Source organism: Rhodococcus triatomae (genome assembly GCF_014217785.1).
GTDB lineage: Bacteria > Actinomycetota > Actinomycetes > Mycobacteriales > Mycobacteriaceae > Rhodococcus_F > Rhodococcus_F triatomae.
The window spans coordinates 1,351,230-1,377,006 of sequence record NZ_CP048814.1; the positions used below are offsets into that span (position 1 = coordinate 1,351,230).

At 68.1% G+C, this 25,777-nt stretch carries 24 protein-coding genes, 4 tRNA genes and 1 pseudogene; 15 read left to right on the top strand and 14 right to left on the bottom strand.

Annotated elements, in window-relative coordinates; translation table 11 throughout:
* Nucleotides 1–4: 4 nt before the first annotated feature.
* A complete protein-coding gene (locus G4H71_RS06350) occupies nt 5–2,161 on the bottom strand; it encodes an MMPL family transporter (protein WP_072736117.1) in 2,157 nt (718 codons plus the stop codon).
* A gap of 166 nt (nt 2,162–2,327) precedes the next feature.
* On the opposite strand from G4H71_RS06350, the gene G4H71_RS22780 reads away from it, so the two are divergent.
* The 3 genes from G4H71_RS22780 (at nt 2,328) to G4H71_RS06365 (ending at nt 5,498) form a co-directional block, all read left to right on the top strand.
* Nucleotides 2,328–2,951 (top strand): TetR/AcrR family transcriptional regulator, encoded by a 624-nt coding sequence (locus G4H71_RS22780; protein WP_072736118.1) that lies wholly within the window; start codon nt 2,328–2,330, stop codon nt 2,949–2,951.
* Nucleotides 2,952–3,162: 211 nt separating this feature from the next.
* Nucleotides 3,163–4,563: an MmgE/PrpD family protein gene (locus tag G4H71_RS06360; protein ID WP_072736119.1), complete on the top strand. Its 1,401-nt coding sequence runs from the start codon at nt 3,163–3,165 to the stop codon at nt 4,561–4,563.
* Nucleotides 4,564–4,619: 56 nt separating this feature from the next.
* Complete coding sequence (locus G4H71_RS06365) at nt 4,620–5,498, top strand: phosphosulfolactate synthase (RefSeq protein WP_246442518.1); 879 nt, start codon at nt 4,620–4,622, stop codon at nt 5,496–5,498.
* A gap of 75 nt (nt 5,499–5,573) precedes the next feature.
* Here the strand turns inward: G4H71_RS06365 and G4H71_RS06370 are convergent.
* The 4 genes and pseudogenes from G4H71_RS06370 to G4H71_RS06385 form a co-directional block, all read right to left on the bottom strand.
* Nucleotides 5,574–5,650: transfer RNA gene (locus tag G4H71_RS06370), tRNA-Phe, on the bottom strand.
* Between the two features lie 52 nt (nt 5,651–5,702).
* Nucleotides 5,703–5,776: transfer RNA gene (locus tag G4H71_RS06375), tRNA-Asp, on the bottom strand.
* A gap of 73 nt (nt 5,777–5,849) precedes the next feature.
* Nucleotides 5,850–5,922 (bottom strand) — tRNA-Glu (locus tag G4H71_RS06380).
* Nucleotides 5,923–6,078: 156 nt separating this feature from the next.
* Nucleotides 6,079–6,733, bottom strand: a pseudogene (locus tag G4H71_RS06385) (TetR family transcriptional regulator).
* Nucleotides 6,734–7,032: 299 nt separating this feature from the next.
* On the opposite strand from G4H71_RS06385, the gene G4H71_RS06390 reads away from it, so the two are divergent.
* Nucleotides 7,033–7,108 (top strand) — tRNA-Lys (locus G4H71_RS06390).
* Nucleotides 7,109–7,255: 147 nt separating this feature from the next.
* Here the strand turns inward: G4H71_RS06390 and G4H71_RS06395 are convergent.
* Entirely contained in the window at nt 7,256–7,828 is a 573-nt protein-coding gene (locus tag G4H71_RS06395) for a hypothetical protein (protein ID WP_072736121.1), read from the bottom strand.
* Nucleotides 7,829–8,111: 283 nt separating this feature from the next.
* Between G4H71_RS06395 and G4H71_RS06400 the strand changes: the two genes are divergently transcribed.
* The 4 genes from G4H71_RS06400 (at nt 8,112) to phoU (ending at nt 13,180) form a co-directional block, all read left to right on the top strand.
* Nucleotides 8,112–9,077 (top strand): acyl-ACP desaturase, encoded by a 966-nt coding sequence (locus G4H71_RS06400; RefSeq protein ID WP_072736122.1) that lies wholly within the window; start codon nt 8,112–8,114, stop codon nt 9,075–9,077.
* A 124-nt stretch (nt 9,078–9,201) separates the two neighbouring features.
* The gene (dusB, locus tag G4H71_RS06405) at nt 9,202–10,344 is read left to right on the top strand and encodes a tRNA dihydrouridine synthase DusB (protein WP_072736123.1); all 1,143 of its coding nucleotides are present in this window, start codon (nt 9,202–9,204) and stop codon (nt 10,342–10,344) included.
* A 120-nt stretch (nt 10,345–10,464) separates the two neighbouring features.
* Entirely contained in the window at nt 10,465–12,399 is a 1,935-nt protein-coding gene (locus tag G4H71_RS06410) for an LCP family protein (protein WP_072736124.1), read from the top strand.
* Between the two features lie 82 nt (nt 12,400–12,481).
* Nucleotides 12,482–13,180, top strand: coding sequence for a phosphate signaling complex protein PhoU (phoU, locus tag G4H71_RS06415; RefSeq protein WP_072736125.1), 699 nt, complete (start codon nt 12,482–12,484; stop codon nt 13,178–13,180).
* Between the two features lie 196 nt (nt 13,181–13,376).
* Here the strand turns inward: phoU and pstB are convergent, their stop codons facing one another.
* The 6 genes from pstB to G4H71_RS06445 all read right to left on the bottom strand — a co-directional run bounded on the left by pstB (nt 13,377) and on the right by G4H71_RS06445 (nt 19,348).
* Nucleotides 13,377–14,153, bottom strand: a complete 777-nt coding sequence (gene pstB, locus G4H71_RS06420) for a phosphate ABC transporter ATP-binding protein PstB (protein ID WP_072736126.1) — start codon at nt 14,151–14,153, stop codon at nt 13,377–13,379.
* Between the two features lie 64 nt (nt 14,154–14,217).
* Nucleotides 14,218–15,126, bottom strand: a complete 909-nt coding sequence (gene pstA, locus G4H71_RS06425) for a phosphate ABC transporter permease PstA (protein ID WP_072736127.1) — start codon at nt 15,124–15,126, stop codon at nt 14,218–14,220.
* A gap of 3 nt (nt 15,127–15,129) precedes the next feature.
* A complete protein-coding gene (gene pstC, locus G4H71_RS06430; RefSeq protein WP_072736128.1) occupies nt 15,130–16,254 on the bottom strand; it encodes a phosphate ABC transporter permease subunit PstC in 1,125 nt (374 codons plus the stop codon).
* A gap of 67 nt (nt 16,255–16,321) precedes the next feature.
* Nucleotides 16,322–17,440, bottom strand: a complete 1,119-nt coding sequence (gene pstS / locus G4H71_RS06435) for a phosphate ABC transporter substrate-binding protein PstS (RefSeq protein WP_072736129.1) — start codon at nt 17,438–17,440, stop codon at nt 16,322–16,324.
* A 210-nt stretch (nt 17,441–17,650) separates the two neighbouring features.
* Nucleotides 17,651–18,583: a mycothiol synthase gene (gene mshD, locus G4H71_RS06440; RefSeq protein ID WP_072736130.1), complete on the bottom strand. Its 933-nt coding sequence runs from the start codon at nt 18,581–18,583 to the stop codon at nt 17,651–17,653.
* Nucleotides 18,584–18,601: 18 nt separating this feature from the next.
* The gene (locus tag G4H71_RS06445) at nt 18,602–19,348 is read right to left on the bottom strand and encodes a winged helix-turn-helix transcriptional regulator (protein ID WP_072736131.1); all 747 of its coding nucleotides are present in this window, start codon (nt 19,346–19,348) and stop codon (nt 18,602–18,604) included.
* A gap of 171 nt (nt 19,349–19,519) precedes the next feature.
* On the opposite strand from G4H71_RS06445, the gene G4H71_RS06450 reads away from it, so the two are divergent.
* The 5 genes from G4H71_RS06450 (at nt 19,520) to G4H71_RS06470 (ending at nt 22,687) form a co-directional block, all read left to right on the top strand.
* Complete coding sequence (locus tag G4H71_RS06450) at nt 19,520–20,317, top strand: LmeA family phospholipid-binding protein (RefSeq protein WP_072736342.1); 798 nt, start codon at nt 19,520–19,522, stop codon at nt 20,315–20,317.
* Entirely contained in the window at nt 20,314–20,787 is a 474-nt protein-coding gene (locus tag G4H71_RS06455; RefSeq protein WP_072736132.1) for a thioredoxin family protein, read from the top strand. The genes G4H71_RS06450 and G4H71_RS06455 overlap by 4 nt, the downstream gene beginning before the upstream one ends.
* A 235-nt stretch (nt 20,788–21,022) precedes the next feature.
* Nucleotides 21,023–21,472 carry a DUF4395 domain-containing protein gene (locus G4H71_RS06460; protein WP_072736133.1) on the top strand — a complete coding sequence of 150 codons (450 nt, stop codon included), beginning with the start codon at nt 21,023–21,025 and terminating at the stop codon, nt 21,470–21,472.
* A gap of 64 nt (nt 21,473–21,536) precedes the next feature.
* Nucleotides 21,537–22,373 carry a sulfurtransferase gene (locus G4H71_RS06465; protein WP_072736134.1) on the top strand — a complete coding sequence of 279 codons (837 nt, stop codon included), beginning with the start codon at nt 21,537–21,539 and terminating at the stop codon, nt 22,371–22,373.
* A gap of 2 nt (nt 22,374–22,375) precedes the next feature.
* Nucleotides 22,376–22,687, top strand: coding sequence for a DUF1416 domain-containing protein (locus tag G4H71_RS06470; protein ID WP_072736135.1), 312 nt, complete (start codon nt 22,376–22,378; stop codon nt 22,685–22,687).
* A gap of 84 nt (nt 22,688–22,771) precedes the next feature.
* On the opposite strand, the gene G4H71_RS22550 is transcribed toward G4H71_RS06470, so the two are convergent.
* A complete protein-coding gene (locus G4H71_RS22550; protein WP_072736136.1) occupies nt 22,772–23,353 on the bottom strand; it encodes a hypothetical protein in 582 nt (193 codons plus the stop codon).
* 25 nt (nt 23,354–23,378) lie between these two features.
* Nucleotides 23,379–24,044: a cutinase family protein gene (locus tag G4H71_RS22555; RefSeq protein ID WP_072736137.1), complete on the bottom strand. Its 666-nt coding sequence runs from the start codon at nt 24,042–24,044 to the stop codon at nt 23,379–23,381.
* Nucleotides 24,045–24,305: 261 nt separating this feature from the next.
* On the opposite strand from G4H71_RS22555, the gene G4H71_RS06480 reads away from it, so the two are divergent.
* Together G4H71_RS06480 and G4H71_RS06485 are read left to right on the top strand one after the other, a co-directional pair.
* Nucleotides 24,306–25,016: a heme-binding beta-barrel domain-containing protein gene (locus tag G4H71_RS06480; protein ID WP_083342810.1), complete on the top strand. Its 711-nt coding sequence runs from the start codon at nt 24,306–24,308 to the stop codon at nt 25,014–25,016.
* A gap of 31 nt (nt 25,017–25,047) precedes the next feature.
* A complete protein-coding gene (locus tag G4H71_RS06485) occupies nt 25,048–25,659 on the top strand; it encodes an AAA family ATPase (RefSeq protein ID WP_072736138.1) in 612 nt (203 codons plus the stop codon).
* The last annotated feature ends 118 nt before the right edge of the window (nt 25,660–25,777 follow it).

Consider the following 25,777-nt stretch of genomic DNA (forward strand, 5'->3'; position numbering starts at 1 on the left):
CCGACTACCCCGGCACATCGGCGCCCGTTCGCTCCGTGGACGGTGTCGCCGTCTCCGGCGCGATCCCCTCGCCGATTCCGATCCGCCGGTGCAGGCGACGCAGCGGCGCGGGAGCCCACCAGTTCCAGGGCCCCGCCCAGGTCATCAGCGCCGGCACCAGGACGCCCCGCACCACGGTGGCGTCGACGAGCACCGCCAGGGCCATGCCGATTCCGAGCTGCTGGAGGAACGTGATGCCGCTCGTCGCGTACAGGGCGAAGGATGCCGCCAGGACGAGCGCGGCCGCACTCACCAGGGGCGCCGAACGGGACACTCCCCGGATGACGGACAGTGTCGTGTCCCCGGTGCGCTCGTACTCCTCCTTGATACGCGAGAGCAGGAACACCTCGTAGTCCATCGACAGGCCGTAGGCGATGCAGAACATCAGGATCGGAATACTCGACTCGATCGAGCCCGTCGGTGTGAAGCCCAACAACCAAGCCAGGTTGCCTTCCTGGAACCCCCACACCAGCACGCCGAACATCACCGACAGCGACAGCAGGTTGAGCACGGTCGCCTTCAGCGGCGCGACCACCGAGCCGGTCATGAGGAACAGGACGCCGAAGCTCACCACCGCGATCAGTGCCGCCGCCAGAGGCAACCGCGACACGACGCCGTCGTTGTAGTCGGCGAGCAGGGCAGGTGCTCCTCCGACCACCACCTCGTGCGAGCTCGGTATCGCCCGGACGTCGTCCACCAGTTCGTCCGCGCCCCGATCCAATTGGGCCGCAGTGGGCAGTACCCGTAGTGCGCTGTCGCCGGTAACGGAGGTCAGTGTGTCCACCCGCAACACTCCGGGCAGTTCCGCCACTCGCGCCGCGTGATCGGCGAGGTCCACCGGCCCGGTGGCCACGGGCACCACCGTGACGGCGTCCGCATCCTCGGTGAGGAAGTCGGCGCGGATCGTGTCGTACACCGCGCGCACCGGCTGGGAGGCGGGCAGGACCCGGTCGTCGGGAGGCCCGAAGACCACGCCGAGCGCAGGGGCGCCCAGCAGGACGAGGACGGTCACCCCGCCCAACGCTCCCGCCAGCGGGCGCCTCGTGATCGCGGCGGCGAGCCTGCCCCAGCGGGCAGCCGAAGCGCTCGGGCCGTCACGGCGCGCGAGCGCGCGGCGGCCGAGCAGCATCAACGCGGCCGGAAGGATCACGGTGGCACCGGCTACTGCGGTGAGTACCACGGCAATTCCCGCGTAGGCGAAGGACGAGAGGAACGGGAACGGGAAGACGAACAGCACCGACAGCGATGCGGCGACCGTGGCTCCGCTGAACACGATCGTGCGCCCGGCCGCGGCGAGCGAGGTGCGTACGGCGTCGGCCACCTCTCGCCCGGCCCTCAGTTCCTCGCGGAAGCGGTAGACGAGGAACAGCCCGTAATCGACCCCGAGGGCGATGCCCATCACCAGGACGATGTTCGCCGCGAATGTCGACACTTCGGTGAAGAGGGTGACGCCGCGCAGGATCGCCAGGGACGCGACGACGGAGAACACTCCGATGCCGAACACGACCAGTGCCAGCCCGAGCCTGCGGAAGACGATCCAGAGCAGGCCGACGACGAGTGGGGCGATGAGCAGTTCCGCACGAAGGAAGTCCGCGCGCGCCTGTTCCGCGACGGCCCGGAACACCTGATCGCCTCCGGCGAGCACGATGTCGATGGCCTCGAGGTCCGTCGACAGCGCGTCGAGGCGCTCCTCCACCACCGGGAGGACGTTGCGCCGCACCTGGTCCGCGTCTCCGGGCGCCCACGCCATGATCAACGCGGAGGTGCCGTCCTCCGCCGTGAGCGTGGGCGACGCATCCGGGTCCCTGTACGACCAGACGGCGTCGACCCCGTTCTGTTCGCGCAGCACGTCCATCACCGTCACGGTCTCGTTTTCGACGGCAGGGTCGGACACGGTGCGGCCGTCACGCGGGGTGAGATGTACGGCGATGTTCGGTGTCGCCGCACCGAACCGCTCCTCCGCCAGTCTCTCCGCCACCGTGGATTCCGCATCGGTGGGCTCGAACCGATTCAGCGACAGCGCATTCATCGTTCCGGCGGCCGCGCCGCCGAGTACCAGCAGGAGCAGCAGGGCGATCGCGACGACTCGTCGCGGACGCGTGGTGACGAATCGGCCGACCATACCGTCCCCCTGGGAGGCTCGAGGAATTAACACGAGTAATTGCTCGTGTTTCGACCAGAATACGAGCAAATGCTCGTACTGTCTAGCGGAACCTCACACCGACTACTGCGACACTGTTTCCACCGACCAGCCGTCACCGACCAGACGCCCACCGACGAGGAGTGCCGTGCCCGACACCGACCAGACGCAGACGCCCCGCAGGCAGGCCCGTGGCAGGCGACGCAGCGCCGAGATCCTCGACGCGGCCGAACAGGTCTTCGCGGATCGCGGATTCGAGCGAACCACGACGAACGCGATCGCCGAGGCGGCCCGGATCTCACCGGGGTCGCTCTACCAGTACTTCCGGAACAAGGAGGAGATCGCCGCCGCACTCGCGGAGCGCTACACGAACGCCCTGACCACGGCTCAGGAAGCAGCCGTCGGCGCGCGCGGTGACGATGCGGAGGAGCTCGATGTGTTCGTCACCCGCGCGGTCGATCGCATGGTGGCGTTCAACGCCGAACACCCGGTGTTTCTGGCGCTGTTCATGCGCGCGGACGCGCCGACGGCGTTGACCACGGCGATTGCCCCACTCCAGGAAGCCCTCGCCGCACGCGTCCACGAGGTGATCGCCACCCACGCCCCGGGCCGGGATTCCGCCGACATCGCATTGATCGCGCTCACCGCGCTGCAGATCGCGCGCGGAATCATGCCCGTCGTCGCCCGCGCCGACGATCCCCTCGCCAGCCCGCTCACCGCGGAGCTGAAGAGGGCACTGCGCGCCTACCTCTCGGCAGCCATCGGCAACTGAGGCTCGCTCGCCCCCCTTCTGCGATACCGCCCGATCCGTCACCCGGCCGAGGTCCGAGACGAGCACCTTGACAGGTAGCAGTACAGGCGTACTGTAAATGAAGTAAGGCAATCCTTACTCATTTGCCTTACGGATCTCTCCGACTCGGCCGTCACGGCCGAGTGGATCACGCCTTCGCGCCGAGGCGGCGCATCGCAGAAGGAGAACGAGAATGACGGAAGTACACCGACTCGCCGAGTTCGTCACCCGCGCCCGATTCGACCAGATCAGCGACACCGCGCTGCAGCAGTTGAAGATTCGCGTCCTCGACACGCTGGGTGTCGCCATCGGCGCCCTCGACGCCCCACCACTGATCGCGATCAGGGAACTGATCGACGACCTCGGCGGCACACCGTCCGCCACACTCGTCGGCGGCGGGCGAACCGCACCCGATCGCGCCGCGTTCTACAACGGCGCACTCAGCCGCTACCTCGACTACATGGACTCCTACATCGCACCGAAGGAAACCAACCACCCGTCCGACAACCTCGGTGCCGTGCTCGCATCCGCCGAGAGCGTGGGTGCCGACGGCCGGGAGTTCCTCACCGCGCTCGCCGTCGCCTACCAGGTCCACACCCGCCTGTCGGACGTTGCGCCCGTGCGCGACAAGGGGTTCGATCACACCACCCAGGGCGCCTACGCAGCCGCGGCGGCCGCGGCCAAGGCGCTCGGCCTCGACACGGAACAGGTCGCGAATGCGATCGCCATCGCGGGTACCGCCAACAACGCGCTGCGGGTGACCCGCACCGGCAACCTGTCGCACTGGAAGGGCCTGGCCTACCCCAACACCGCCAAGGAAGGGGTCTTCGCCGCGCTCCTCGCCGCGCGCGGCATCACCGGACCGGAGGAGGTGTTCGAGGGCAACAAGGGGTTCAAGCACACCATCGCAGGCGAGTTCGAGATCGATTGGTCCGCAGAGGATCTCGAGTCGGTGCTACGCACCATCGTCAAGAAGCACAATGCCGAGATCCACTCCCAGTCCGCACTGGACGCGGCCCTCGACATCCGGGCCCAGGACGGCTTCTCGGTCCGTGCCGTCGACCGGGTGGAACTGAAGACCTTCGATGTCGCGTACTCGATCATCGGCGGGGGCGAGGAGGGCGGCAAGCACACGATCCGGACCAAGGAGGAAGCCGACCACTCCCTGCCGTACATGCTCGCCGTCGCACTGCTCGACGGCCGCGTGACACCCGACCAGTACGAACCCGAGCGCATCGTCGCCGACGACGTCCAGGACCTGCTCGCGAAGGTGCACGTACAACCGGATCCCGAGCTCACCGCACGGTTCCCCGGGCTGCTGCCGGCGGAACTGCGGGTGGTCCTCGCCGACGGCACCGTGTTCACCGCGAGCCGCGACGACTACGAGGGATTCTTCACCGACCCGCTCGACTGGACCGTGGCACGGGAGAAGTTCGACTCGCTCGCGGCGCCGTTCGCTCCCTCGGAGCTCCGGGATCGCATCGCGGACACCGTCGCCGACCTCGAGAACCGGCGGGTCGCCGACGTCACCGCCCTTCTCGCGGAGGTCGGAACCACCCGCACCGTCGCGGAACTGACCGAATCGGCCACCTGAGCACACGTCCCGAGCGCACACCCCCACCACCGGATCGACCGACAGGAGGATCGACCATGACCACACTCGACGATCGCCCGACCACCACCATCGGCACGACCACCACGACACCGACCACGGCCTTCGACTTCGTCCCCCGGGCGCACCGCCCGGCCAAGCCGCGGACCTACGGGCTCACCGAGGTACGTGGGCCCTACTACTCGACCTACGGCACCCGCCACCTGCAGGACGTCCTCGAGGTCGCCGGCCAATGGGTCGACGGCGTCAAGTGGGCGGGCGGCTCGTTCGCCCTCCTGCCCCGCGAGCAGGTGCGCGCGTTCAGCGACGTCGCCCACGAACACGGCGCCTACATCTCGTCCGGCGGGTGGATCGAGACCGTGCTGCGCTACGGCGAGCAGTATGTCGACGCCTACCTGAAGGAGGCCAAGGAGGTGGGGTTCGACGTCATCGAGATCTCCACCGGATTCATCTCCGTCCCGACGTCGGGACTGCTGCGCCTGGTGGAGAAGGTGAAGAAGGCCGGGCTGAAGGCCAAGCCGGAATTGGGTATCCAGTTCGGCTCGGGCGGCGACTCCACCGAGGCCGAACTCGCCGCCGAGGGCAAGAAGGACGTCGGTGACCTCATCGAACGGGCGAAACGAGCCCTGGACGCGGGGGCGGACATCATCATGATCGAGTCCGAGGGCATCACCGAGAACGTGACGGACTGGAACACCGGCGCGGTCGCGCAGATCATCAACGGCGTCGGGCTCGAGCACGTGATGTTCGAGGCGGCCGATCCGCTCGTCTTCGAGTGGTACATCAAGAACTACGGCAACGAGGTCAACCTCTTCGTCGACCACTCCCAGGTGCTGCAGCTCGAGGGCTTGCGCCAGAACATCTGGGGCAACAAGAGCACGTGGGGCCGCATCGTCAACCCGGTGTTCGGTGACTGAGCACGACCCGTGACACGAGTTCGCGGCCCTCCCACCAGGGAAGGGCCGCGAATTCGTGTGAAGTTGTGTACCGAATGGTGGCCAGGGCCGGGATCGAACCGGCGACCTTCCGCTTTTCAGGCGGACGCTCGTACCAACTGAGCTACCTGGCCGGACGGCACCCGAACCGAATGCCTACGCACGACGCCGTTTCCGACGTCCTTGCGACCCTGACGGGACTCGAACCCGCGACCTCCGCCGTGACAGGGCGGCGCGCTAACCAACTGCGCCACAGGGCCTTGCTTGTACTGCGTTCCTGCTTGTCACATTCTTGCTCGTCACACTTTACTGCACGCTCGACACAGTCGAACGTACCCCCTACGGGATTCGAACCCGCGCTACCGCCTTGAAAGGGCGGCGTCCTAGGCCGCTAGACGAAGGGGGCCCGCCGGATCTCTCCGAACCTGTTTCTCAACGGCTTCCGTTGGGAGCTCCGATAGCTTAGGACACCGCGAAGGAAATTCCCAAATCAGCAGGTCGACGACCCTGAGCGGCAGGTCGAGGCATTGCCCGCACCCCGGGACGCCCACTCCGAACGCGGCTACCCCACCACCTCGGACACGATCGGCGGCCAGCCGTCGCGATGGAACTTCTCGAGCCACTCCGGCGCCGCGATTCCTTCGAGGATCACTTCGAGCGCCTCCTCGAACCGCTCCGCCAGCAGATCGTCCTCCTTGGTGAAGTCCGTCAGGAACCGCTGCCCGGCCAGGCTCGACGACAGCACTCGCATGAATCGTTCCGGCGTGGCTCCAGGCCGCAGCGTGCCCTCGTCCGCCGCGCGCATCGCCAGCTGGTACGCCGCGCCGCCCCACACCTTCGATCCGCCCTCCTGGACGTCGGGGTAGAACTCAGGCTCGACGATGAGACGGAACTCGGCGCGCACGATCACACTCGACCGGAAGAGATTCGCCAGATCCACGACGAGTCCGTGCAGCGCCTCGAGCGCGCCGACATCGGTGCGCTCGGTCCAGCGCCGGGTGAGTTCGGAGAACCGGCCGACCCCCCGCCGCGAGAACGGCCTTGGCGAGGTCTTCCTTCGACTGGAAGTGGAAGTACATCGCGCCCTTGGTCGCGTTCGAACCCTCGAGGATCGTGTTCACGGACGCAGCCGCGTACCCGCGTTTGGCGAACTCGACTGCCGCCGATTCCACCAGCGCCGCACGGGTGCGTTTCGCGCGCTCCTGTTGACGTGCCATGCGGTCGATCCCTCCAGCAGGGTGTCGAGTCCTCCGCCTGGTAGGCCGAAGACCCTCGACACCCAGTATTCACTACCACAGGGCACCCTCCGTGAGCAGTCCGTCGTCGACGGCCTTTATCACGGCGATCAGCGCCCCGCAGGGAAATCGCTCGACTCGCTGAAAACACACCAAGTGGTATAATTTCGATCGGCTCGGGTGCGCCTCAGGGGGTGCGCACCCGAGCTCACCCGCACCCGGGCCGGGGTTCGGACACGGTTACGCGTTCGGCCGCACCGCCCATTAGACTCTGGCTCCGCGCCCCTATAGCTCAGTTGGTAGAGCTACGGACTTTTAATCCGCAGGTCCCAGGTTCGAGCCCTGGTGGGGGCACCAGAACATTGCCTGTCACACCGGCACCTCCCCTCGACGAGCAGCTCGGGCGAGGTGTCTCGCCGCCCGGCCGTCGAGGTTGGTGGGCCTGGTCGAGTGTTCCGCACCGATGCGGCACGACCCCCGGCGCCCGCAGGACTCGGGCGCTACTCACACCGGATCCGTCGGCCCCTCGGCCAGCCGCTCGGTGCGCAGTTCGTCGACCTCGCGCCCCCGTCGCCGGTACATCACGTTCAAGGCGACCACGACGGCGAACAGCACTGCCCCGGCGATCGCGCCGACCAGACTCGCGCCACGGAATCCCGGCGCATCGACGTCCATGATCCGCTCCCCCGCGTGCGCCCCACTTCCACCGCCCAGGACGACGGTGAGCGTGAGCAGGTTCGGGATCGCCGCGACGAGACCGAGTACCGCGACGGTGATCGCCAGCCATCGGACCTTGCGGCGTCTGCGCATCCGCCACGCGAACCAGAACATCACCAGAGGCGTGAAGGTGCAGAGGGTGCCGAACAACAGGCCCCACAGGACCCCCCGCCCCATGCTCGCCGAAGCGAGTCCACCCATACGCTGCGCCCACCACCGCGGCAGAAATGCGGACAGGACGAAATAGGTGATGACGAGCACGACGACCAGGACCGCGATCCAGATCGTCTTCTTCAGCCAGGGCGGCATTCCCGCTCGCGTCGACGCTTCCTGTGGTGGAGCACTCTCCGGTGTGGTCATTCACTGACTCCATCCAACGAATCGGTGGCAGGTTTGTGAGGCCGGCCAATATTGTCCCCCGGAATACGACGGCGCGGTGCGGAAACCAGACCACGTCACATATGGCCAGTACACTGTGTAACGGGCCACCGCGTCTCGACGACGTAGTCCCGGCACGGAGGTTCGGGCACGGAGGTTACGGTCGAGTAGCCCGCCTGGGCCCGCCGCCGACAAGGCGTTTACCAACCACCTACGGTGCCGTAGGGTGGGCCACAGTCAATTCGCGTACACGGAGGCATGTTTGATGGCGAGGGACCTGACCCAACTCGAGCTCCTGCAAGAGCTGGCGCCGGTGGCCGAGGAGAACGTCAACCGCCACATCTCCATGGCCAAGGAATGGCACCCGCACGACTACGTCCCGTGGGACGAAGGCCGCAACTTCGCCGCGATGGGCGGGGTGGACTGGGACATCGAGCAGTCCCAGTTGGACGAGGTCGCCCGGGCAGCGATGATCACCAACCTTCTCACCGAGGACAACCTGCCCTCCTACCACCGTGAGATCGCGGAGAACTTCTCCCGCGACGGCGCCTGGGGCACCTGGGTCGGTCGGTGGACCGCGGAGGAGAACCGCCACGGCATCGTGATGCGCGACTACCTGGTCGTGACCCGCGCGGTGGACCCCGTCGAGCTCGAGCGGGCCCGCATGGAACACATGACCAACGGCTTCGCGACGCCGGACGAGATCAACGAGTCCGGTGCCGGCTTCCTGCACTCGGTCTCGTACGTCACGTTCCAGGAGCTCGCCACTCGCGTGAGCCACCGCAACACCGGCAAGGCTTGCAAGGATCCGATCGCGGACAAGATGCTCCAGCGCATCGCGGCCGACGAGAACCTGCACATGATCTTCTACCGCAACATGTGCGGTGCCGCGCTCGACCTGGCGCCCGATCAGACCCTCGAGGCGATCAACAACATCGTCCAGAACTTCCAGATGCCCGGCGCCGGCATGCCGAACTTCCGCCGCAACGGCGTTCTCATGGCCAAGCACGGCATCTACGACCTGCGCCAGCACCTCGAAGAGGTCGTCATGCCCGTTCTGCGCAAGTGGAACATCTTCGAGCGCACCGACTTCACCGCGCGCGGTGAAGCGGTGCGGGAGAGCCTCGGAGCCTTCCTCGAGAACCTCGAAGGTCAGGCCACGAAGTTCGAGGAGCAGCGCGACCGGATGCTCGCCCGCGAGGCCAAGAAGCGCGAACAGCGCGCCTCCTGAGGTAGCCCGCGGCACCGGAACCGGCGCCGCACCCCGTTCCACAGATATCCTGTGCCCGGTACCGGATCCTCGGTACCGGGCACAGTCTTTTCCCGTTCTCGAAGAAAGCAGCAGGTCCACCGTCGTGTCGCCCCTCCGCATCGGCTCGCTCGAACTGAAGAGCCCCGTCGTCCTCGCGCCGATGGCGGGCATCACGAACGTGGCGTTCCGCACCCTGTGCAGGGAACTCGAGATCGAGCGGGCCGGGAGCACCTCGGGTCTGTACGTCTGCGAGATGGTGACCGCGCGGGCACTGGTGGAGCGGCAGCCCGCCACCATGCACATGACGACCTTCGGTCCGGACGAGACACCGCGCTCGCTGCAGCTCTACACGGTCGATCCGGACACCACCTATGCGGCCGCCAAGATGATCGTCGACGAGAACCTCGCCGACCACATCGACATGAACTTCGGCTGCCCGGTACCGAAGGTCACCCGCAAGGGCGGCGGTGCCGCCCTGCCCTACAAGCGCACCCTGTTCGGGCGGATCGTCGCGGCCGCCGTCAAGGCCACGGCAGGCACCGACATCCCGGTCACCGTGAAGTTCCGGGTGGGGATCGACGAGGACCACCACACCCACCTGGATGCGGGCCGGATCGCCGCCGCGGAGGGGGCCGCAGCCGTCGCCCTGCATGCACGCACCGCCTCCCAGCGCTACTCCGGTACCGCGGACTGGGGCGAGATCGCCCGACTCAAGGAGCATGTCACCGACGTGCCGGTCCTCGGCAACGGCGACATCTTCGCCGCCGAGGACGCCGCCCGGATGATGGCGGACACCGGGTGCGACGGGGTCGTCGTCGGGCGTGGCTGCCTGGGGAGACCGTGGCTGTTCGCCGAGCTCAGCGCCGCGCTGAATGGGCGTGAACAGCCGACCCCGCCGACGCTCGGCGAGGTCGCCTCCATCATTCGTCGCCATGCGGAACTCCTCGCCGCGCACCACGGCGAGGACAAGGGCCTGCGTGAACTCCGCAAGCACGTCTCCTGGTATCTGCGGGGGTTCCCGGCCGGGTCGGAACTCCGCGTCGCCATGGCACTGGTGAGCAATCTCACCGAACTCGACGACCTGCTGACGAAACTGGACCCGACCATCCCCTTCCCGAAGGACGCCGAAGGCCCCCGTGGGCGCCAGGGCTCGCCCGGAAAGGTCGCACTTCCGGACGGGTGGCTCGACGATCCCGACGATCCGGTCGTTCCTGCCGGAGCGGACCTGATGCACTCCGGCGGATGACGTTCCCGGTGGTCGGCGCCCGCGCGGCAGACGTGGTCCGTCGTCCACCGATCAGTACTATGGCTGCAGCCCGCACCACAGGCGGGTAGCCAGTCGACGGAGAGAGAGCGGGGTGAGCCGGTGGGTGACGACCACGATCCCCCCGCTCCCGGCCCCCTACCGCCGTGGGAGCGAGCGCTCGCCGACCGCCGGTACCGCGAAAGTCACTCGTCCGGCCGACTCGGCCGACGCGCACAGCCCCCCACCGAGGGGCTGTCCGTCGCGGACCTCGTCAAGAAGGTCGCCGACGAGGACGAACCGCAGGATCCCGTGCCCTACGACCCGGACCGCACCGAGGTCATCGCGCCGATCACCGACGACGCTCCCCGGCCCGGCGGCTCTGTTCCCCCCAGCGGCACTGTTCCCCCCGACAATCCGGCTCCCCCGCCATCTCTCCCGCCGCCCGGTCGCCCCGATCCGGCCGCGGTGGACTGGGCCGCCGAGACGATCGAAACCGCGGCCGTCCCCCAGGCAGTGGGAACAGGAACCCTCACTCGTCTCGCGCTGAGCCGCAATCGCCGCCGCAAGCGACTGCGGATCGCGGCTCGCTCGCTCGTCGCTCTCGTCTCGGTCGTCGCCCTCGGCGCGACAGGTCTCGTCTGGGGCTACCTGCGCACCACCGAAGGCAAGTTCTCGCAGATCGCCGCGCTGGACATCGAATCCGACGACATCATCGACGCCCACGGGCAGCTCGGTGACGAGACCTACCTCATCGTGGGAACGGACACCCGGGTCGGCGCGAGTGGCGAGATCGGTGCCGGCACCATCGACGACGCCGAGGGCGCCCGTGCCGACACCGTCATGCTCGTCAACATTCCCGCCGACCGCAGCCGCGTCGTCGCCGTGTCCTTTCCCCGCGACCTCGACGTCGAACGCCCCGAGTGCGAGGCGTGGGACAACGACACCGGCACCTACTCGGACGAGACCTACCCGTCGGCCTACGGGGACAAGCTCAACGCCACCTATGCCCTGGGTGGCCCCAAATGCCTGGTCAAGGTCATTCAGAAGATGTCCGGTCTGAAGATCGGGTACTTCGTGGGAATGGACTTCGCCGGCTTCGAGAGCATGGTCAACGAGATCGGCGGGGTGAACATCTGCACCACCGGACCACTCGAGGACGGCATCCTCGGCACCGTGCTCCCTGCGGCGGGCAACCACAATCTCGACGGACGGACCGCGCTGAACTACGTGCGCGCGCGCCACGTCGATTCCGAAGGCAACGGCGACTACGGCCGGATCACCAGGCAGCAGAAGTTCCTCTCGGCCCTGTTGCGCGGAGCACTGTCCGGCGACGTCCTCCTCAACCCGGGCAAGCTCAACGGTTTCATCAACGCGTTCACCCGGGAGACGTTCGTCGAGAACATCGACACCAAGTCGCTGATGACCCTCGGCCGCTCGATGCAGAACGTCGACGCGGGCGCGGTCACCTTCCTCACCGTGCCCACCGCGGGCACGAACGAGTGGGGCAACGAGATCCCCCGGACCGACGACATCACCTCGATCTTCCGCGCCATCATCGACGACGATCCACTTCCCGGTGAGGAGCGCAGTACTCCGGCACCGGGGAGCGCCCCGGAGCCGACCGAACCGTCGGAGAGCACGATGGTCGACGCCCTCCCACCGTCCGAGGCGTCGGTGCAGGTGTCCAACGCCTCCGGGATCTCGGGTGCCGCCGCGACCACGGCGGACAACCTCTCCACCTATGGCTTCCAGATCTACAGTGTCGGCAACTACACGGAGACGAGCTCCGACACACTGGTCCGCTTCGGCCCCGGATACGGTGCCGAGGCCGCGACCGTCGCCTCGGCGATCCCGGGCGCCGTCCTGGAGGAGACGTCCGGCCTGGGCGCCATCGTCGAGGTGGTGATCGGTTCACGCACGGCGACCACGGTGGTGGCACCCGCCGACCCGGGCGCTCCGCTCGATGCGACACCCGCCCGGATCGGAAAGTCCGAGCCGGTGGAGATCCCGTCGGACCTCGCGGTCGTCAACGCCGGCGACGCGACCTGCGAATAGCGCGCTGAGCTGGGAAGTCGTTCACCTCGCGTTCACGCTCCGATGGTGACTTGTACCCCAGCACGCCGTAGGCTGAGTTCTCATGCGCGTCGCTTACAACGAACAGATGACCGAGCTGGCAGACATGCTCGGCGAGATGGCCGGATTGGCCGGTATGGCCATGGAGAAGGCCACGCAGGCCCTGCTCCAGGCCGACCTCTCCCTCGCGGAGCAGGTGATCAGCGAACACGATCGGATCACCGAGCTCAGCGCGGTCGCCGAGGAGCGCGCGTTCGCGCTCCTGGCCCTGCAGGCACCGGTGGCCGGGGACCTGCGTTCCGTCGTGAGCGGCATCCAGATCGTCGCCGACATCGACCGGATGGGTGCCCTCGCCCTCCACGTCGCCAAGATCGCCCGCAGGCGCCATCCCAACCACGTCCTTCCGGAGGAGGTCAACGGCTACTTCGCCGAGATGGGCCGGATCGCGGTCTCCATCGGCGCAGCCGCCAGGGAAGTCCTGGAAACCCGCGACCCCGAGCGCGCCGCCCGGCTGCGTGAGGAGGACGAGGCGATGGACGACCTGCACCGGCACCTCTTCACGGTTCTCATGGATCGGGAATGGAAGCACGGCGTCGCGGCGGCCGTCGACGTCACCCTCCTCGGGCGCTTCTACGAGCGATTCGCCGACCACGCCGTCGAGGTCGGCCGACGGGTCGTCTTCCTCGTCACCGGCAGGCTCCCCGAGGACAACGACGCGGCACTGCCCACGGCCGACAAGCTCACCACCTACCCGGAAGACTGATCGGCCGGACCAGCGCGGTCGGGAGCCGGGGCCTCAGGCCCCGGCTCCTCGTACATCCCCGGCCCTGCTGCTCCCCCGCCCTGCGCGCGCTCCCCTGATCCCGAAAGATGAATGGCACTTTCATCGCCTCTGAGGCGATGAAAGTGCCATTCATCCGTGTGCGGGGGCTCGGTATGGGGGCGAGGCCCCCGGCCGCCTACCCGAAGCGGCCGGAGATGTAGTCCTCGGTGGCCTTCTGCGTCGGGTTGGAGAAGATCTTCTCGGTGTCGTCGATCTCGACGAGCTTGCCGGGCTTCCCGGTGGCCTCGAGATTGAAGAACGCCGTCTGGTCGCTCACCCGAGCGGCCTGCTGCATGTTGTGCGTCACGATGACGATCGTGAAGTCCTTCTTCAGCTGGGTGATCAGGTCCTCGATCGCGAGAGTGGAGATCGGGTCGAGTGCCGAACACGGCTCGTCCATGAGCAGCACGTCCGGGGACACCGCGATCGCCCGCGCGATGCACAGACGCTGCTGCTGGCCACCGGACAGCCCGCCACCGGGCTTGTCGAGGCGGTCCTTGACCTCGGTCCAGAGGTTGGCACCGCGCAACGACTGCTCGGCGACCTCGTCGAGCTTCTTCTTGTTCCGCTCGCCCTGCAGCTTCAGGCCGGCCACGACGTTGTCGCGGATCGACATGGTGGGGAACGGGTTGGGCCGCTGGAAGACCATGCCGATGGTCTTGCGGACCCCGACCGGGTCGACGCCGCTGCCGTAGATGTCCTCGCCGTCGAGCAGGATGGAACCTTCGACACGGGCACCCGGGGTGACCTCGTGCATCCGGTTCAGCGCCCGCAGGACGGTCGACTTGCCGCAGCCGGACGGCCCGATGAAGGCGGTCACGTTCCGCGGGGGCACGGACAGACCGACATCGGCGACGGCGTGGAACTTGCCGTAGAAGATGTTGACGTCCTTGAGATCCAGACGCTTGGCCATTACCGGCTCCCTACTGATTGTTCTGACGGTTCGTGAACGTGTTCGTGAGCACCGAGGAGTGGAGTCACTTGGTGCGGACCTGTGAGAAGTGGCCGATGACCTTGGCCCCGATGTTGAGGATGGCGATGAGCAGGATCAGCGTGAGCGCCGCGCCCCAGATGCGCATGCTGCCCGCATCGGTGGGGTTGTTCATCTCGGCGACCATGACGCCGGGCAGGGTGCCCATCTCGCCGCCGAAGAGGTTGAAGTTGATGAAGGGTGCGTAGCCCACGAGGATCAGCAGCGGGGCCGTCTCGCCCATCACCCGAGCCAGCGCGAGCATGATGCCGGTGATGACACCGGGGGCCGCGGTAGGCAGGACGATCCGCGCGATGGTCTTCCACTTCGGGACACCGAGGGCGTAGGACGCCTCGCGCAGATCCTGCGGGACGATCCGGAGCATCTCCTCGGTGCTGCGCACCACCACGGGCACCATCAGCAGGACGAGGGCCAGCGCCACCGCGAATCCGGACTTGGGGAAGCCGAAGGTGGCGATCCACAGCGCGAAGATGAACAGTGCAGCCACGATCGAGGGGACGCCGGAGAGGATGTCCACCATGAAGGTAGTCACGCGGGCGAGCTTCGAACGCCGGTCCGCGTACTCGACCAGATAGATCGCGACGAAGATTCCGAGTGGGACGGACAGCACCGCACACACCAGGCCCTGCAGGACCGTTCCGATGATCGCGTGGTAGACGCCGCCGCCCTCGGAGGACGCGGTGAGTCCACTCAGGGAGTGGGTGAACCAGGTGGAGTTCGTGACCGCCGGCAGGCCCCTGGCCACCACGGTGACGAGCACCCAGACCAGGGGGACGAGGGCGATCAGCACCGCCAGGGTCACCAGGACGGTCGCCGTGAGATCCGTGAACCGCCGCCGGGCGCTGACGCCCTGGAAGGTGGGCGCCTTGACGGGCTTGTCGAGGAGTGTCGCCATGGGTCAGTCCTTCGTCTTGCCCGCGATCACCATGCGAGCCGCGGCGTTGACCACGAAGGTGAGCACGAAGAGTACGAGTCCGGCCGCGATGTAGGCGCCGGCCTGGATGTTGTTGTTGAACTCGGCGTAACCGAGTGCGATCTTCGACGCGATGGTGGCGCCGCCGTCGAACAGCGACCACGAGAACGCCTCGGACGTGGTGCGCAGGATCAGATACAGCGCCATCGTCTCGCCGAGGGCACGGCCCAGGCCCAGCATGGAACCGCTGATGTATCCGGACTTGCCGAACGGGATGACGGTGGTGCGCACCACCTCCCAGCGGGTGGCGCCGAGCGCGAGTGCCGCCTCGATCTGCGCCGTCGGGGTCTGGACGAAGACTTCCCGGGTGACGGCCGTGATCACCGGGAGGATCATCACGCCCAGGACGATGCCTGCCGTGAAGATCGTGCCACCGCCGATGATGGAGCCGCTTCCGGTGGCGAAGAGCGGGAACCAGCCCAGATTCTCGTTGAGCCACAACGCGAACGGCCGGATCGCCGGTGCGAACACCAGCAGGCCCCACAGGCCGTAGACGACGGAGGGGACGGCGGCGAGCAGGTCGATGACGTAGGCGAGTGGACGCTTGAGCCAGCTCGGCGCGTATTCGGTGAGGAAGATCGCGATGCCCAGGGCGACCGGCATCGCCAGCACGAGGGCGAACAGCGAGACCAGGATCGTCACCTGGAGCAGGTCGAGCACGCCGAACGACATGTGCTCGATGTCGACGGTCACCCACTCGCGGCTGGTGAGGAAGTTGGCCTCGTTCCGCGAGAGCGCGGGAACGGCGCGCCACACCAGGAACACGCCGATCGCCGCGATGAGGATGGAGATGAACACCGCCGAGCCCGAGGACAGGCTCTGGAAGATCCGGTCTCCCGGGCGAACCTTGGACCGTCCGGGGATCTTCGGGGTGGTGTCGTTGCCGTCGGGGCCGGGGCCGGCTCCGGCGTCGTCACCGGCTCCGGCCGTCGTGTCGGCCTGTGTGGAACTCAAGTCGGCCTCCGAGGTGCCGTTCGGACCGCCCACCCCGGCCCCGCTCTGCGCGGGGCCGGTGGTGCGAGGTGTGGATCGGGTGGGCGCGTCGCTCATGTGCGCTCGCTATCTCCTGCTGATTCCGAATATAGAGGCAGTAGCGTTCCGAACGAATCGGAAGCGATCAGCTGATCGCTTCGACAGACGCGGTCAGCTTTTCCTTGAAACTCTCGGGCAGCGGGACGTAGCCCTGTTCGGTCAGGCCCTGCTGTCCCTCGTTCGCGGCGCTGGTCAGGAAGGACTTCACCGCAGCGCTGGTGTCGGCGTCGTACCCGGCCGAGCAGACGATCTCGTAGGTGGCGAGCACCAGCGGGTAGGCATCCTCCTCGGTGGTACCGAAGATCGAGGTGAGATCCAGCGTGAGGTCACCCACACCCTCGCCGACGAACTCGGCTCCGTCGATCACCTTGGCTGCGGTCTCCTCGGTCAGCTCGACCGGGCCGGAACCGGTGTCGATGCGTGCCGAGTTCAGGCCCTGCTGGTCCGCGAAGGACTTCTCGACGTAGGTGACGGTTCCCGCGGAACCGGCGACGGCCTGGGCCACGCCCGCCGATCCCCGCGCGCCTTCACCGACACCGCCGGTGAAGTCCGAGCCGGCACCCGTCGTCCAGTCCTGCGGCGCCGCGACACCGAGGTACTGCTGGACGTTGTCGGTGGTGCCCGACGAGTCCGAACGGAAGATGGGGGTGATCGCCGAGTCGGGGAGGTCCGTCCCCTCGTTGAGGGCCGCGATCGCCGGATCGTTCCAGCGGTTGATCCCGCCGTTGAAGATCTTGGCGATGGTGGGGGCGTCGAGGACGAGATCGTCGACACCGTCGAGGTTGTAGGCAATGGACACCGGCCCGAAGACGAGCGGCAGGTTCCATGCCTCGCCGCCGACGCAGCGGGTCTTGGCCTCCTCGGCCTGCTCACCCGTGATGGCGGAATCCGAGCCGGCGAAATCGACCTGGCCGGCGACGAACTGCGTCCGGCCGTCGCCCGACCCGGTCGGGTTGTAGGCCACGTTCACGTTCGTGCCCTGCTGCTGACAGACGCTGATGTAGGTGGCGACGAACTGGTCCATCGCGTTCTTCTGCGCCGAGGAGCCGGCGCCGGAGAGCCGCTCCTTGCCCTCGCACGTCGCGGTCGAATCGGAGGTGTCGGCCCCACCCGAGGCCGAGTTGTCGTCGCTGCCACACGCCGCCAAGGTCATGGCCCCTACGGCCAAGGCTCCCAGCAGGGCCCCGTTGCGCTTGAGATTCACCTAAATCCTCCGGAAATCGCTACCGACGCGGCCCCGTCTCGGGCGGCGACACGAGGTGCGGAGGACTCCCCGCACCGGGCAACCACCTGGCGCCCAGGGAGAACGTAGGAGTCCGGCATGTCCAGATTCACGACGAATGGTGAACGGAGGGTGAACAGACGGAACACTGGTCGCTCACCACCTGGTTCCGGCGGCCGGGTGTGCGCGATCTCACCGGTTCGCGGGCGCCCCGTACGCGATGTCGGAGTGGAACCGGGTGAATCCGAGGCGCTCGTAGGTGTGCAGTGCCGCGGTGTTGTCACCCTCGACGTACAGCAGCACGGTGTCGAGGCCACGCTCGTGCAGATGATGCAGTCCGGCCAGGGTGAGTACCCGTCCGAGCCCGCGCCCCTGCGCGCTCGGAGACACGCCCACCACGTACACCTCGCCCATCGCGGGTTCGGAACCCTGCGGCGGATGCACCTTGGTCCAGTGGAACCCCAGCAACTCGTGCGGGGCCTCACCGGCGCGGGCGAGGAACAGCCCGGCCGGGTCGAACCACGGTTCCCCGCGGCGTTCGGCGATGTCCCGCTCGGTCCAGGAGCCCTGCTCCGGGTGCCAGGAGAACGCCGCAGCGTTGACGGCAAGGATCTCGGCGTCGTCCTCGGGCCCTCGATAGGCGCCGAGCGAGATGTCGTCCGGGACCACCAGATCCGGTAGCCGCCCGCGATCCGCCGTCCGGCGTAGTTGCAGCAGTTCCCGCAGGCCGGCGAGGCCGAGCCGCTGCGCCACCGCACGCGCTGCCGGGAGGTCGCCGTGAGCCCACACCCGGGCCCCGGGGCCCGCTGCTCCCAGCGCCTCGCGCACCACGTCGGTACCGATGCCCCGTCCGCGGTGCGCCGGATCGACCACGGCCTCGACCATCGCCGGGTGCGGATCGTGCCCCGGCTGCACCTGGGCATAGCCGACCACCTCGCCACCGGCGATCCACGCCAGGTGCCGGACGTCGCCGTCGGACCGGACGGCGTGGACGCCCTGCTCCGACACCGGGTCGGTGCCGTCCGTCTCGGCCGCGCGGCCGATCAACGCCAGAACCCGGTCCGCGACGGCCGGCTCCAGGCGGGTCGTCAGTGCGCCGGACCCGGGAGGACCACTGCCCGCCATCTATGCCACCGCACCCATCTACACGACCGAGTCGTCGACGTCGGGAAATTCGAGTTCGGTCTCGTCGTCGCCGAGCGGAGAACCGGCCTTGCTACGCGAGGTGGGCCGCACCGCCTTGTATCCGACATTGCGGACCGTGCCGATGAGCGACTCGTACTCGCTGCCGAGCTTGGCTCGCAGACGTCGCACGTGCACGTCCACGGTGCGGGTGCCGCCGAAGAAGTCGTAGCCCCACACCTCCTGGAGCAACTGTGCCCGGGTGAACACCCGGCCGGCGTGCTGGGCCAGGTACTTGAGGAGCTCGAATTCCTTGTAAGTCAGATCGAGGGGACGACCCCGCAGTCGTGCGGTGTACGTCCCCTCGTCGATCACGAGCTCGCCCAGAGTGATCTTTCCGCTGGTCTCCGGACTCGCGGTTCCGCCGCTCCTGCCGACGAGCAGGCGCAGACGCGCGTCCACCTCGGCCGGTCCGGTGCCGGGTAGGAGAATGTCGTCGAGGCCCCAGTCGGAATTGACCGCCACCAGACCGCCCTCGGTGAGCACGGCCACGACCGGCACCGCGGAGCCGGTACTGCCCAGCAGCCGACACAGCCCGCGAGCGGCCGCCAGGTCGGTACGTGCGTCCACGAGGGCCACGTCGGCCGTGCCGGCCTCGAGCAGGGAGGACACCTCGGTGGGCGCAGGGCGCACACTGTGCGCCAGAAGTGCGAGCGCGGGGAGCACCGCCTCCGGGTTGGGGTCGGAGGTCAGAAGGAGCAGCTCCACACAGCCTCCTATCTCGATAGCCTCGGTGTTCGCGGGACGAACGGGTCGTCACCGCATGGGTGACAGACTAGCGCGCTGTTCCGGACGAATGCCGCGCAGGACGCGGTCCGACCAGCCCTCGACCCGATGGGGGCTCGGCCGTCCCTCCTGCTCGTCCGTCACAATGGTGCGGTGCGCAAACTCGTCATCGGAATCGTCCTCGTCCTCGGGCTGGGGGTCGTCGCCGACTTCGCCGTCGCCTCCTACGCGGAGTTCCGGGTCTCCCGCGAACTGCGGGACGGGGCATCCCTGTCCGCCGACCCCGAGGTGATGATGCACGGGTTCCCGTTCCTCACCCAGGTGTGGAACGGCCGCTACGAGGACATTTCCGTGCGCGCGCAGGGTGTCCGCAGCGAGACCGTCGGCGAGGTCACGGTCGAGGCGAACCTGCGCGGGGTGAGCGCACCACTGTCGACCCTGGTCGACTCGTCGATCGACACCCTGCCCGTCGAACATCTCGAGGGCCGGATGATCATCGACGCCACCGACCTGGGGCAGGTTCTCGGCATCCCCGACCTGCAGGTGTCCGCTCCTCCCGCCAGCAAGTCGGACGGGACCGGCGGCTCCGGGGGCTCCGGCGCACCCACCGCGGGTGGCGTCGTCCTCACCGGCACCGTCCCGGTGGGTCCGGTGTCGACGGCCGTCAGCGTGCAGGCCGATCTGATCCTGGCCGGGGACCAGGTCCAGATCGTGGCCAGCGACTTCTACTTCGGTCCGGAAGGTCACGCGGACTTCACCATCCCCGAGCCGCTCGCTCCGGCCATCCTCGGCCTGTTCACCAGGACGATCGAACCGAGCGAACTGCCCTTCGGGGTCCGCCCGACCGAGGTGTACGCGGAGGGCTCGAACATCGTGATCGAGGGGGTCGGCGACCACGTGCAGATCGATCTGCGTGAGCTGCAGACCCGAGGCGAGACGCCGACGCGATGACCGAACTGGTTCTCCTCGCGGTATTCCTGGGTGCTGCCGTGCTGGTGGGGCTGGTGATCCGCAGCCGCCAGGGCCGGGTCCGGACCCGGACCGATGCGGTGCCCGTCGCCGACGACCGACGCCGGGCACTCGTCGAGGCCGGCGTCGACCCCGCCGCCTCCGATCCCGTCGCGGGCGCCGTCGTCCTGCACTTCTCGGCCGACTGGTGCGGACCGTGTGCCGCCGTGCGCCGGGTCGTGCAGCACGTGCTCGAAGACCTGGCCACCACACCCCACCCGCCGGTGGAGGTCGAGCTCGACATCGACGAATACGCGGCACTGGCAAAGGAATTGGGAGTACTGTCGTTGCCGACCACTTTCATACTCGATCGGGATCTCACCGAACGCTTCCGTGTGTCCGGCGTCCCGACAGCGGACGACCTGCGCGCAGCCCTGGCACCCCTCTCCGAGGCCGACCAGCCAGGGGCTTGACCGAACAGGTAGACTTTTTGCCGTGCAAACCCGCAACGAGCTCATGCTCACCCGACGCCGCGCAGTAGACCTGTGCCGCCTCGGGGCTTGTTGCTGTACCTGTCGCTAGATCACGACCGGGCGTCGCATCGTCGACGCCGAGCGCCGTCGCTCACGTGATCTCTCCGCGAACCCCCGATTCGACCCCCCATGGGTTCGCCCTCCCGGCTATTTCCGCACTCGCGCAGGAGCACGTATGACCACCACAGTCACCCCGGAACAGGTCGATGTCCGCGGACCACGCTTCGCGGCCTGGGTCACCACCGCAGTACTGGTCGCCGTTCTTCTCGTCGCCGCCGTCTCCACTCCGGCAGCGGGCATCCTGCTCGCCGCCCAGGCCGTCGTCTTCGCGATCGGCGCCGCGGTCGGCCCGCGCAACAGCCCGTACGGACGACTCTTCGCCCGATTCGTCGCGCCCCGGTCGGGTGAGGTGACCGAGCGCGAGCCCGTGGCGCCGCTGCGGTTCGCCCAGCTCGTCGGCTTCGTCTTCGCCGCTGTCGGCACCGTCGCCTTCCTGCTCGGCGCCGGCATCGTGGGCGTCGTGGCCGCCGGGTTCGCCCTGTTCGCGGCCTTCCTCAACGCCGCCTTCGGATTCTGCCTGGGCTGCCAGATCTACCCGCTCGTCGCGCGCCTGCGCGCCGCGTGATCCCGCCGCCCCCGACCCACCACCGCACTCGATACTCACGAGAAACACCACCGAAAGGAACACCATGGCTCGCTCCGACGTCCTAGTCTCCGCCGACTGGGCAGAGCAGAACCTGAACGCCCCCAAGACCGTCTTCATCGAGGTCGACGAGGACACCAGCGCCTACGAGGGCGGCCACATCGAGGGCGCCATCCGCCTCGACTGGCGCAAGGACCTGCAGGACGGAGTCCGCCGCGACTTCCTGAACCAGCAGCAGTTCTCCGATCTGCTGTCGGCCCGCGGTGTCGCCAACGACGACACCGTCGTTCTCTACGGTGGCAACAACAACTGGTTCGCGGCGTACGCCTACTGGTACTTCAAGCTGTACGGCCACAAGGACGTCAAGCTCATCGACGGCGGCCGCAAGAAGTGGGAGCTCGACGGCCGTCCGCTGTCGAAGGATGCGGTCAGCCGCGAGAAGACCACCTACCAGGCCGAGGCGCCGGACCTGTCGATCCGCGCGTTCCGCGACGAGGTCATCGACGCCATCGGCAACAAGAACCTCGTCGACGTTCGTTCGCCCGACGAGTTCGCCGGCAAGATCCTGGCCCCGGCCCACCTCCCGCAGGAGCAGGCGCAGCAGCGCGGCCACGTCCCCGGCGCCATCAACATCCCGTGGAGCACCACGGCCAACGAGGACGGCACCTTCAAGTCCGACGACGAGCTCGAGCAGCTCTACAAGGAGAAGGGCTACGACGAGGGCAAGCCGACCATCGCGTACTGCCGCATCGGCGAGCGGTCGAGCCACACCTGGTTCGTGCTCAAGGAGATCCTCGGCAAGTCCGATGTCAAGAACTACGACGGCAGCTGGGTCGAGTACGGCTCGCTCGTCGGCGCACCCATCGAGTTGGAGGTCCGCTAACCATGTGTGGAGCACCCGTTCAGACCCAGACCCTGCCCGCGGGCGTGGACGTCGAGAAGGAGACGGTCATCACCGGCCGTGTCCTCGACACCGACGGCCAGCCCATCGGCGGCGCCTTCGTGCGCCTGCTCGACGGCACCGGTGAGTTCACCGCCGAGGTCGTCGCCTCGGGCACCGGCGATTTCCGTTTCTTCGCCGCACCGGGCGAGTGGACCATCCGCGCCCTGTCCTCCTCGGGCAACGGCACCGCGCAGGTCTCCCCGACCGGCGCCGGAGTCCACAACGTCGACGTGACCGCCGACGAGAAGAAGTAGCCACACACCCTGCCTTCCGGCCCGATGCCGTCTCGCCCGAGACGACATCGGGCCGGACGCGTGTCAGGGCCCTGTCGACGCTCGCTACCGGCGGTTCTGCTCGGCCACCAGATCGGCGATCCAGTCGACGATCCGCTCGCTCTCCCAGTACCACGGGTCGTGCGGGTTGTTGTTCCAATACAGCATGTGCTGGACGAAGCCCAGGAAGATGTAGGGCTGGAGCACCAGGTCCGCGAGATCGCGGTTGTCCTCGACGAATCGTGGGCCCTCGAGCGCCAGCTTCTCCCGCACCAGCGGGGCGCCTTCGCGGGTCGCCCACCGCGCGGCATCCGCGAACTCGGCCACGGACAGTTCGTTCCGTCCCGGCGCGTCCGTGCGATCCGCGGCGCGGCGGAGCAGGTCGAGATACGACTCGTCCGAATCGAACCACTCCGGATTCCGCACGGTGTCCAGCACGACGCTCGCCACGAGGCCGCGGACGGCCGCCACGAAATCGTCCACCGTGCGTCCGGGATCGACCAGCGTGAAGTGCATCTGGCCGAGTACCTGCAGGGCGAGATCGAGAACGGCGATGCGCCGGGGTGCATCACAGGCGATGTCGTAGCGCCGGCACACGTGGACCACCTTGTCGGCGAGCGCGCCGTGGTCGGCCGGGCCCGAGGCCATGAATCCGCCGCCGGGAGGACCGGACTCACCCCACGAGGGCGCCCCTGCCGGTCGGTACGGGCCACCCACCAGGGACGACACCGAGAACGTCGTCCGGTGTCACCTCTCCCGGTGTCGTCCCACTGTCTGTCGTCCCCGGTGCACGACCTCCGCTGCTCCGCTGCCCTATCCCGGCGGTGACGCGATGCATGATCTCCGCTCCGACGCTGTATCCGACCAGGACGAACTTCGTCCGGTCGCCGCAGGCGGCCTTCGCATCCTCGAGGATCCGGTGGGTCTCGGCCAGCGCGGCCGACACGGATGCCTGATAGGTCGGCGTCTCGGTCACACCGAGACCGAAGGTGGCCGGATACGGCACGTACGCCCAGCCCACGGTTTCGGGGCCGTGCGCGAACCGTTCCCCGGTGGGAACCGTGACGTTGCCGACCCAGTTCGACCACAGCCGGCGCTCGTCCTCGTCGAGAGGGTGCCGGTGAGACGTCGAATCCGTGGCTCCGGAGGCGGCGACGACGAGGACGTCCGGGCACTCGGCGGCGCGGTTGTACGGGTGGATTCGATCCGGGGCCGCACTCGCGACCGCCGGGACGAGACCCGCACAGAGCGCCCCTGCCACGGCGACTGCCGCGACCCGCAGGGTGACAACCGTCGCGGCGTGCGAGACCGCCCTCGTCGACGTTCTGCTGAAAAGCACGTGGAAGAACCTCCTGGTAGTGGCACGACGCACCGGAAACGACACGAGTCGCGAGCTTGCCCGTTCGTTCCCCGCCCCGCGCCCGGACACACCCGCCGGGCCACAACTCTGTGAACCTCCCGACGTGAGTGGGGTTCCCTCGAGGAGGACGTCTAAGATGAGGACCGTGGTTATCTTCTTCGAGGTACTCCTCGTCCTCTGCGCCCTGCTGATCACGTGGTTCTCGCTGTACGTCGTGTACCGACTGGTGACCGACGAGTCGTGAGTTCCGATCCGGGAACCGGCGAGACCCCGCCCGACGGCGACGCCACCGGCTCAGGTGCCCCCGGCACCGTGCGCGGTAGCGGCGACGCCGCGGTGACGGCTGCCGCCGAGCGCGCGAAGGTCACGGCCGTCCGGAACATCCCGACGCTGCCGGATCTCCCGCTCCCCGAGGACACGGCCAACCTGCGTCTGGGGCCGGACCTGAACCCCGCACTGCTCGCCGTGCTGCCGCTCGTCGGTGTCTGGCGCGGCGAGGGCGAGGGCAACGACCCCGCCTCCGGCGACTACCGGTTCGGCCAGCAGATCGCGGTCTCCCACAACGGCGGGGAGTTCCTCGCCTGGGAGTCGCAGAGCTGGGTTCTCGACGCCGACGGCAACTACGTCCGCCCCGATCTTCGCGAGAGCGGCTTCTGGCGGGTGGACACCGGCACCTCGGAGGACGGGTCCACGTCGGAGACCCTGGAATTCCTTCTCACCCACAGCTCGGGCGTCGTCGAACTCTTCTACGGCGAGGCCCTCACGCAGTCCTCGTGGGAGCTGGCCACCGACGTCGTGATCCGGTCGACCTCCGGGGCGCTGGTGGGTGGCGCCAAACGCCTCTACGGCATCGTCGAGGGAGGCGATCTCGCGTACGTCGAGGAGCGCGTCGGCGCCGACGGCGAACTCACCCCACGGCTGTCCGCGCGGCTCGCCCGCTACATCGGCTGAGCCGGTACCTCCACCTGCACGGGGCGCCAGGATGCTGATCTGGATCAACGGCGCCTTCGGTGCGGGAAAGACCCAGACGTCGTTCGAACTCGCTCGCCGCCTCCCCTGCTCGCACGTCGCGGACCCCGAACTCGTCGGGTTCGCGATCCACAAGATGCTGCCGGAGTCGGCGCGCGGCGATTTCCAGGATCGGCCGCAGTGGCGAGCCGCGGTGGTGGACACGCTCGCCGACGCGGCCGCCGCGCACGAGGGCCCGGTCGTCGTGCCGATGACCTTGGTCGACACGCGTTATTTCGACGAGATCATGACGGGCCTGACCGGACGCGGTGTCGACGTACGGCACTACACGCTGGTCGCATCGCCGGACACGCTGCGCAGACGCCTGCGCACCCGGTCGGGGTACTGGCTGGGCCGGCTCTCCGGCCGCGACGAGACGTGGGCGATGCAACAGATCGATCGCTGTGTCGGTGCCCTGTCGGCGGAGCGGTTCGCCGAACACGTGGACACCGACAGCCGGACGGTGCACGAGGTCGTGGAGGACATCGCCGACCGAGCGGGCCTCTCGCCGAGAGGGGCGCGTCTGTCCCCGATCCGATACCAACTGCGCCGCGCCGCCGTCGGCGTACGGCACATCCGACTCTGATCGAGACTCCCGAGAACGCGGACAGCCCCCGAGCCTTCGCGCGGGATGCGCGACTCCGGTCTGGACGAGACCGGAAAGCTCGGGGGCCGGGTAACTGCCCGGTATTCGCCGGCCGCCG

What these genes read in the sequence shown, in the direction of transcription:
- G4H71_RS06350 (WP_072736117.1), bottom strand. Translation starts at nt 2,161, where the DNA reads ATGGTCGGCCGATTCGTCACCACGCGTCCGCGACGAGTCGTCGCGATC.
- G4H71_RS06360 (WP_072736119.1), top strand. Translation starts at nt 3,163, where the DNA reads ATGACGGAAGTACACCGACTCGCCGAGTTCGTCACCCGCGCCCGATTC.
- G4H71_RS06365 (WP_246442518.1), top strand. Translation starts at nt 4,620, where the DNA reads ATGACCACACTCGACGATCGCCCGACCACCACCATCGGCACGACCACC.
- G4H71_RS06395 (WP_072736121.1), bottom strand. Translation starts at nt 7,828, where the DNA reads ATGACCACACCGGAGAGTGCTCCACCACAGGAAGCGTCGACGCGAGCG.
- G4H71_RS06400 (WP_072736122.1), top strand. Translation starts at nt 8,112, where the DNA reads ATGGCGAGGGACCTGACCCAACTCGAGCTCCTGCAAGAGCTGGCGCCG.
- phoU (WP_072736125.1), top strand. Translation starts at nt 12,482, where the DNA reads ATGCGCGTCGCTTACAACGAACAGATGACCGAGCTGGCAGACATGCTC.
- pstB (WP_072736126.1), bottom strand. Translation starts at nt 14,153, where the DNA reads ATGGCCAAGCGTCTGGATCTCAAGGACGTCAACATCTTCTACGGCAAG.
- pstA (WP_072736127.1), bottom strand. Translation starts at nt 15,126, where the DNA reads ATGGCGACACTCCTCGACAAGCCCGTCAAGGCGCCCACCTTCCAGGGC.
- pstC (WP_072736128.1), bottom strand. Translation starts at nt 16,254, where the DNA reads ATGAGCGACGCGCCCACCCGATCCACACCTCGCACCACCGGCCCCGCG.
- mshD (WP_072736130.1), bottom strand. Translation starts at nt 18,583, where the DNA reads ATGGCGGGCAGTGGTCCTCCCGGGTCCGGCGCACTGACGACCCGCCTG.
- G4H71_RS06455 (WP_072736132.1), top strand. Translation starts at nt 20,314, where the DNA reads ATGACCGAACTGGTTCTCCTCGCGGTATTCCTGGGTGCTGCCGTGCTG.
- G4H71_RS06460 (WP_072736133.1), top strand. Translation starts at nt 21,023, where the DNA reads ATGACCACCACAGTCACCCCGGAACAGGTCGATGTCCGCGGACCACGC.
- G4H71_RS06465 (WP_072736134.1), top strand. Translation starts at nt 21,537, where the DNA reads ATGGCTCGCTCCGACGTCCTAGTCTCCGCCGACTGGGCAGAGCAGAAC.
- G4H71_RS06470 (WP_072736135.1), top strand. Translation starts at nt 22,376, where the DNA reads ATGTGTGGAGCACCCGTTCAGACCCAGACCCTGCCCGCGGGCGTGGAC.
- G4H71_RS22550 (WP_072736136.1), bottom strand. Translation starts at nt 23,353, where the DNA reads ATGGCCTCGGGCCCGGCCGACCACGGCGCGCTCGCCGACAAGGTGGTC.
- G4H71_RS06485 (WP_072736138.1), top strand. Translation starts at nt 25,048, where the DNA reads ATGCTGATCTGGATCAACGGCGCCTTCGGTGCGGGAAAGACCCAGACG.